The organism is Streptomyces sp. AcH 505 (assembly GCF_000818175.1).
In the GTDB taxonomy this organism is placed as follows: domain Bacteria; phylum Actinomycetota; class Actinomycetes; order Streptomycetales; family Streptomycetaceae; genus Streptomyces.
Genome location: NZ_JTIY01000001.1, coordinates 47341 through 52034 on the forward strand (window position 1 = coordinate 47341; position 4694 = coordinate 52034).

4 protein-coding genes and 1 pseudogene are annotated in these 4694 nt (G+C 70.3%); 1 reads left to right on the plus strand and 4 read right to left on the minus strand.

Annotated features, from left to right (window positions below):
• Positions 1–58: 58 nt before the first annotated feature.
• Positions 59–886 carry an enoyl-CoA hydratase family protein gene (locus HY68_RS00230; protein ID WP_041983191.1) on the minus strand — a complete coding sequence of 276 codons (828 nt, stop codon included), beginning with the start codon at positions 884–886 and terminating at the stop codon, positions 59–61.
• 242 nt (positions 887–1128) lie between these two features.
• On the opposite strand from HY68_RS00230, the gene HY68_RS00235 reads away from it, so the two are divergent.
• Entirely contained in the window at positions 1129–1569 is a 441-nt protein-coding gene (locus HY68_RS00235) for an ATP-binding protein (RefSeq protein ID WP_041983194.1), read from the plus strand.
• Positions 1570–1603: 34 nt separating this feature from the next.
• Here HY68_RS00235 and argF read toward each other — a convergent pair whose 3' ends face one another.
• The 3 genes and pseudogenes from argF to HY68_RS44620 all read right to left on the minus strand — a co-directional run.
• Positions 1604–2614 carry an ornithine carbamoyltransferase gene (gene argF, locus HY68_RS00240; RefSeq protein ID WP_041983197.1) on the minus strand — a complete coding sequence of 337 codons (1011 nt, stop codon included), beginning with the start codon at positions 2612–2614 and terminating at the stop codon, positions 1604–1606.
• Positions 2615–2716: 102 nt separating this feature from the next.
• Positions 2717–3949, minus strand: a complete 1233-nt coding sequence (locus HY68_RS00245) for an arginine deiminase (RefSeq protein ID WP_041983199.1) — start codon at positions 3947–3949, stop codon at positions 2717–2719.
• A 67-nt stretch (positions 3950–4016) separates the two neighbouring features.
• Positions 4017–4694, minus strand: a pseudogene (locus HY68_RS44620) (polynucleotide kinase-phosphatase); the annotation flags it as partial.

Below are 4694 nucleotides of genomic sequence, written 5' to 3' on the forward strand. Positions count from 1 at the left end.
TTGCGATCCACGACACCAGCACCCGCTCCCTGATCCGGCCTGATCCGAACGAAAGACCCTAACGTCCCTGCCACTTCGGGGGCCGCTTCTCGGTGAACGCGGCGTGGAACTCCGCGTAGTCGGCGCCGTTCATGAGCAACGCCTGGGTGGCCGCGTCCAGTTCGACGGCGGCGGCGAGCGGCATGTCGAGTTCGGCGGTGAGCAGCGCCTTGGTCTGCGCGTGGGCCAGGGCCGGGCCTTCGGCGAGCCGGCGGGCCAGCTCGGCCGCGCGCGCGTCGGCGCCACCCTCCTCGGTCAGCTCGCTGATGAGTCCGATCCGCTCGGCCTCGGGTGCGCGGACAGGATCGCCCAGCATCAGCAGCCGGGTGGCGTGGCCGAGCCCGACGACGCGGGGCAGCAGGTAGGCGGCGCCCATGTCACCGCCGGAGAGCCCGACCCGGGTGAAGAGGAAGGCGAAGCGCGCGGTGGGGTCGGCGACGCGGAAGTCGGCGGCGAGCGCGAGGACGGCGCCCGCGCCGGCCGCGACCCCGTGCACGGCGGCGATCACCGGGAACGGGCACTCCCGGACCGCCCGTACGACCTGCCCGGTCATCCGGTTGAAGTCGAGGAGCTGCGCGGTGTCCATGGCGAGCGTCGCGCCGATGATGTCGTCGACATCGCCGCCGGAACAGAAGCCGCGTCCCTCACCGGCCAGCACGAGGGCGCGCACAGAGCGCTCCCTGGACAGCTCGGCGAGCAGATCGCGGAGGTCGGCGTAGGCGCCGAAGGTGAGCGCGTTGAGTTTTTCCGGGCGGGCGAGGGTGACGGTGGCGACGCCGTCGTCACGCGTCAGCCGGAGATGGCGCCACTCCTCGGTACGGGGTGCGGAACCGGAAAAGGGGCTCATGGAGTGCGGCCTCCTTCAGCGCGTGCTGCGGTTCCCGCACGGTATCACTTGTGTGTGACCGCCGTCACGAGGACGCGATATTCTGACGGCGGGACATCACCGTGTCCCCCGGGTCCGGCAAAGGTCCCGCCCGAGATGTGGCACAGGTCCCATTCCGGACGGGCTGTCGCCCCTTGTCACCCGGGTTGCGCTCCGTAAGGTTGAAGTTAATACTTCGTGTCCCTTCGAACGGATCTCCCCCTTTGTCCCAGGCCTCCAGCTCCTCCGCATGGCGTATCGCGCTCCCGCACAGCGCGTCCGCCGTGCCGATGGCGCGTGCGCTGATCCGGACAGCGCTCGCCGAGCTGCGGGAGACGGTCACCGACTGCGACACGGCGGAGCTGCTCACCGCCGAGCTGGTGGCCAACGCGGTGGAGCACACGACGGGGACCACACCGATCGAGCTGGTGGTGCGGCTGCTGCCGACCGGCTGCCAGGTCGAGGTGCACGACTGCGACCCGAGGCCGCCCGGCGACCTCACGCACGGCCACTCCACCCCGCCGGACCCGTGGCAGGAGTACGGCCGGGGGCTGCTGCTGATCCGGACGCTCAGTTCGGACTGCGGTCACCGGTCGACGGAGCAGGGCAAGGCGGTCTGGTTCACCCTCCCCGCCCGCCCGGCCGCCGACCGCGCGGGCGCGTAACAGTCGCGTACATGGCCGACCGTCGGCCGCATGACTATTCGGCGGCGTCGGCCAGGGCGGCGACCAGGACCGCCTTGATGGTGTGCAGCCGGTTCTCCGCCTCGTCGAAGACCACCGAGTACGCCGACTCGAAGACCTCGTCCGTGACCTCCAGCTCCGTGAGGCCGTGGCGCCGGTGGATCTCCCGGCCGACCTCGGTACCCAGGTCGTGGAAGGCCGGCAGGCAGTGCAGAAACTTGACCTCGGGGTTCTCCGTCGCCCGCAGCACGTCCATGGTCACCGCGTAAGGACCGAGCGCCTTGATGCGCGCGTCCCAGACCTCCTGGGCCTCCCCCATCGACACCCACACGTCGGTGAGCACGAAGTCCGCCTCCGCGACGCCCTCCTCGATGTTCTCGGTGAGCGTGAGCCGGGCCCCGCTGACCTCGGCGGCCTTCCTGGCGAGGGTGAGGACGTCGTCGTGCGGCCAGTAGTCGCGGGGCGCGACGATCCGTACGTCCATGCCCAGCAGCGCGCCCGTGACCAGGTAGGAGTTGCCCATGTTGAAGCGGGCGTCACCCAGATAGGCGAAGGCGATCCGGTCCACCGGCTTGTCGGTGTGCTCGGTCATCGTCAGCACGTCGGCGAGCATCTGGGTGGGGTGCCAGTCGTCCGTGAGCCCGTTGAACACCGGCACGCCCGCGTGGGCGGCCAGCTCCTCGACCGTCGCCTGGGCGTCGCCGCGGAACTCGATGCCGTCGTACATCCGGCCGAGCACCCGCGCGGTGTCCTTCGCCGACTCCTTCTTGCCGATGTGCGACCCGGCCGGGTCGATGTACGTCGTCGAAGCCCCCTGGTCGGCCGCCGCGACCTCGAAGGCGCAGCGCGTGCGGGTCGACGCCTTCTCGAAGATCAGGGCGATGTTCTTGCCGCGCAGCCGCTGGACCTCGGTGCCCGCCTTCTTGGCGGCCTTCAGCTCGGCCGCCAGCTCGACCAGACCGCGGAACTCCTCGGCCGTGAAGTCCAGCTCCTTGAGGAAGTGGCGGCCTGCGAGGTCTATCGCCATGATGACTGCTCCTGGGGCACAGATAGGGGACGGCTCATACCGGGAAACTGAAACTATATACGACGGGTCGCATTGCTATTCAGTGATGTGACGCGACCGGTGTCACCCGGCGTCGCGCTCGACGGGACAGCTCATACAGCGCGGCCCGCCCCGGCCCCGGCCCAGCTCACTGCCGCGGATCTCGATGACCTCGATGCCCTGCTTGCGCAGATGGATGTTGGTGGTGACATTGCGCTCGTACGCCACCACGACGCCCGGTTCGACGGCGAGGACGTTGCAGCCGTCGTCCCACTGCTCACGCGCGGCCGAGTGCACGTCCTGCGTCGCGGTCAGCACCCGGATCTCCGGCAGTCCGAGCGCCGCGGCGATCGCCCGGTGCATGTGCTCCGGCGGATGGTCGGTCACCTTGAGTTCGTTGCCGCCGCTGCCCGGCTCGATCGTGTACGAGCGGAGCATGCCGAGCCCCGCGTACTGGGTGAACGTGTCGTGGTCGACCATCGTCATGACCGTGTCGAGGTGCATGAACGCGCGCCGCTTCGGCATGTCGAGCGCCACGATCGTGGTCGCCGAACCGGCCTCGAAGAGACCGCGCGCCAGCATCTCCACGGCCTGCGGGGTGGTGCGCTCGCTCATCCCGATCAGCACGGCGCCCTTGCCGATGACCAGGACGTCACCGCCCTCGATCGTGGACGGATAGTCGTCCTGCCCCTCCGACCAGTGGTGGAAGGGACCCGCGAGATCGCCGGTGAACAGCGGATGGTGCTTGTAGATCGCCTCGAAGTGCACCGTCTCGCGCTGCCGCGCCGGCCAGCGCATCGCGTTGATCGACACCCCGTCGTAGATCCAGGCGGAGGTGTCCCGGGTGAAGAGGTGGTTCGGCAGCGGGTCGAGCAGCAGGTCGTCCAGCTCCATCACATGGAAGCGGACGGACGTCGGCTCGGCGTGCCGCGCCAGGAACTCGCGCTTGGTCATCCCGCCGACCAGGGCCTCGGTCAGCTCCTCCGTGGGCAGCTCGTCGAAGACCGCCCTGAGATGGTCCGTGGCGAGCGGGCCGTACTCCTTCTCGTCGAAGACCCGGTCCAGCACGAGACGCCGCGCCGCCGGCAGCTCCAGGGACTCCCGCAGCAGATCGCCGAAGAGATGCACCTCGACACCGCGCCCGCGCAGCACGTCGGCGAAGCCGTCATGCTCCTCCTGGGCCCGCCGCACCCACAGCACGTCGTCGAAGAGCAGCGCGTCCTTGTTGCCCGGAGTGAGCCGTTTCAGCTCCAGGCCGGGGCGGTGCAGTATGACGCGGCGCAGCCGCCCGGCCTCGGAGTCGACATGGAATCCCATGCCTCCATCCTCACCGCACGGCGCGCCCTTCACCCGTCAAACGGACCACGACGATCCGTCGCCCTGGTCACAGCCGGGGGTCGACCGGCTCCGACTCCAGCGCCAGGACGGCGAACACCGCTTCGTGCACCCGCCACAGCGGCTCCCCCTCGGCGAGCCGGTCCAGGGCCTCAAGACCCAGCGCGTACTCGCGCAGCGCCAGCGACCGCTTGTGGCCGAGGAACCTGCCGCGCAGCCGCAGCAGATTCTCCGGGCGGGTGTACTCGGCGCCGTAGATGATCCGCAGGTACTCGCGGCCACGGACCTTGACGCCCGGCTGGACCAGCCGGCCCTTGCCGTCCCGTACCAGCGCCTGGAGCGGTTTGACGACCATGCCCTCACCGCCGCGCTCGGTCATCTCCAGCCACCAGTCGACACCGGAGCGGACCGACTCCTCGTCGCCCGTGTCCACGACCAGCCGCCGGGTGACCTGGAGCAGACCGGTCGGGTCATGCTCCACGAGCCGGTCGAGCCAGGCCAGCTGCTGGTCGTGGGGGACGGCGGCGAGGCTGCGGCCACGGGCGGCCAGCAGCTGGAACGGCGCGAGGCGCACCCCGTCCAGACCGTCCGTCGCCCAGCAGTAGCGGCGGTACGCCTCGGTGAACGCGGCGGCGTCGGAGGCCCGCTCCCGCTGTGTGGCCAGCAGCGCGCCCGCGTCGACGCCACGCGCCACCGCCGCTTCGAGCGCGCCGGTCACGGCGGGGGA

What these genes read in the sequence shown, in the direction of transcription:
- HY68_RS00230 (WP_041983191.1), bottom strand. Translation starts at nt 886, where the DNA reads ATGAGCCCCTTTTCCGGTTCCGCACCCCGTACCGAGGAGTGGCGCCAT.
- argF (WP_041983197.1), bottom strand. Translation starts at nt 2,614, where the DNA reads ATGGCGATAGACCTCGCAGGCCGCCACTTCCTCAAGGAGCTGGACTTC.
- HY68_RS00245 (WP_041983199.1), bottom strand. Translation starts at nt 3,949, where the DNA reads ATGGGATTCCATGTCGACTCCGAGGCCGGGCGGCTGCGCCGCGTCATA.